Genomic DNA, 2,502 nt, shown 5'->3' with positions numbered 1-2,502 from the left:
GATTGTTTATTAACCATCAGGGAATAGTCATGCAGATTGGAATACCGAGAGAGAGTCTCGCCGGTGAGACCCGGGTCGCAGCGACCCCGGCTACCGTCGAGCAGCTGAAAAAGCTCGGCTTCGAGGTCGCCATCGAGACCGGCGCAGGCCTGTCGGCCAGCTTCGATGATGCCGCCTTCGAGGCTGCCGGTGCCAGCGTGGTGCCGAATGTCTGGCAAGCCGACCTTATCTTCAAGGTCAATGCGCCGACCGATGCCGAGATCGCACAAATTAAAGATGGTGCCACTCTGGTGAGCTTCATCTGGCCTGCCCAGAACCCTGAGCTGGTCAAGAAGCTGTCCGAGCGCAACATCAATGTGATGGCGATGGACATGGTGCCGCGGATCTCCCGTGCCCAGTCCCTCGATGCCCTCTCCTCCATGGCCAACATCGGTGGCTATCGCGCCGTGGTTGAAGCTGCGCACCAGTTCGGTCGCTTCTTCACCGGTCAAATCACCGCAGCCGGTAAAGTGCCGCCTGCCAAGGTACTGGTGATCGGTGCCGGTGTTGCCGGTCTGGCTGCCATTGGTACTGCCGGTTCCCTCGGTGCCATCGTGCGTGCGTTCGATACCCGTCTGGAAGTGGCTGAGCAGATCGAATCCATGGGTGGGGAATTCCTCAAGCTGGACTTCGGTGGCGAAGATGGTGCATCCAGCGATGGTTACGCCAAAGTCATGTCCGATGAGTTCATCAAGGCCGAGATGGAGCTGTTCGCCCAGCAGGCCAAAGAGGTGGATATCATCATCACCACCGCCCTGATCCCGGGCAAGCCGGCTCCCAAGCTGATCACCAAAGAGATGGTCGACAGCATGAAGCCGGGCTCCGTCATCGTGGACATGGCCGCTCAGGCTGGCGGTAACTGTGAATACACAGTGCCGGGTGAGCTGCATGTCACCGCCAACGGCGTCAAGGTGATCGGTTACACCGATCTGCCGGGTCGTTTGCCTGCCCAATCCTCCCAGCTCTACGGTACCAACCTGGTCAACCTGATGAAGCTGATGTGCAAGGAGAAGGACGGCAACGTTGCCATCGACTTCGAAGACGTGGTTCAGCGCAACATGACGGTGATCCAGGCCGGTGAAGTGACCTTCCCGCCGCCCGCCATCTCCGTCTCTGCTGCCCCGCAGAAACCGGCCGCCGCCAAACCGGCAGCCAAGAAGGAAGAGGCCAAGCCCTCCAACAAGAAGTTCGTGTTCGGTGCCCTCGGCATCGCCGCCTTCGGCTGGATCGCCTCCGTTGCCCCGGCAGCCTTCCTCTCCCACTTCACCGTATTCATCTTGGCCTGTGTGGTCGGTTACTACGTGGTGTGGAACGTCTCTCACGCCCTGCACACGCCGCTGATGTCGGTCACCAATGCCATCTCCGGCATTATCGTGGTCGGTGCCCTGCTGCAGATCGGGCAAGGGTCGACCCTGGTCACCGCGCTGGCGTTCATCGCCGTGCTGATTGCCAGTATCAACATCTTCGGCGGCTTCACCGTCACTCAGCGCATGCTGAAGATGTTCCGTAAGGATTAAGGGGGTTTAACGTGTCTCAAGGACTGGTAACAGCATCCTATATCGTTGCCGCCGTGCTCTTCATCCTCAGTCTCGCGGGACTGTCGAAGCAAGAAACGGCCAAGCATGGCAACCTGTTCGGTATCGCGGGTATGGCTATCGCCCTGCTCGCCACCGTATTCAACCCGGAGACCAGTGGTGTTCACTGGATCATTCTGGCCATGGTGATCGGCGGTGCCATCGGCGTGCGTCTGGCACTCAAGGTCGAAATGACCGAGATGCCCGAGCTGGTGGCCGTGCTGCACAGCTTCGTGGGTATGGCAGCGGTGCTGGTGGGCTTCAACAGCTTCATCGATCTGCACCCTTCTGCACCTGCTGAGGTGGTCGTCTCCGTCGGTTCCAACCTGGATGCCACTCTGGCAGCCGCCCGTGCGGCGTTCGAGCAGGCCAACAGCGTTGCTCAGGTCGAGCACCTGACCGGCGCTATGCTGAACATCCATCTGGTCGAGATCTTCCTGGGCGTCTTCATCGGTGCCGTAACCTTCACCGGTTCCGTGGTTGCCTTCGGCAAACTGCGTGGTCTCATCTCCTCCAAGCCGCTGATGCTGCCGCACCGCCACAAGCTGAACCTGCTGGCCGTGGTCGCCTCGTTGGCGCTGATGGTCTACTTCGTCAACGCGGGCGGCTCTACATTCGCCCTGCTGGTGATGACCCTGATCGCCTTCGCCTTCGGCTGGCATCTGGTTGCCTCCATCGGTGGCGCAGACATGCCGGTCGTGGTCTCCATGCTGAACTCCTACTCCGGTTGGGCGGCAGCGGCGGCGGGCTTCATGCTCTCCAACGACCTGCTGATCGTCACCGGTGCCCTGGTGGGTTCCTCCGGTGCGATCCTCTCTTACATCATGTGCAAGGCGATGAACCGCTCCTTTATCTCCGTGATCGCCGGTGGCTTCGGCTCCGACGGCGT

The 2,502-nt window shown here is 60.5% G+C and carries 2 protein-coding genes; both read left to right on the top strand.

Going from position 1 to position 2,502, the window contains the following annotated elements; translation table 11 throughout:
• Positions 1–29 precede the first annotated feature (29 nt).
• Positions 30–1,556, top strand: a complete 1,527-nt coding sequence (gene pntA, locus G5358_RS20720) for a Re/Si-specific NAD(P)(+) transhydrogenase subunit alpha (RefSeq protein WP_040070064.1) — start codon at positions 30–32, stop codon at positions 1,554–1,556.
• A gap of 11 nt (positions 1,557–1,567) precedes the next feature.
• On the top strand, positions 1,568–2,502 hold a 935-nt coding region (locus G5358_RS20715; protein WP_421324842.1), incomplete at its 3' end, for an NAD(P)(+) transhydrogenase (Re/Si-specific) subunit beta.

It is taken from the genome of Aeromonas sp. 604176 (assembly GCF_049170755.1).
Taxonomy (GTDB): Bacteria; Pseudomonadota; Gammaproteobacteria; order Enterobacterales; family Aeromonadaceae; genus Aeromonas; species Aeromonas veronii_A.
Note: the sequence above shows the minus strand (reverse complement) of the source record. Positions and strands in the feature narration are given on the sequence as shown.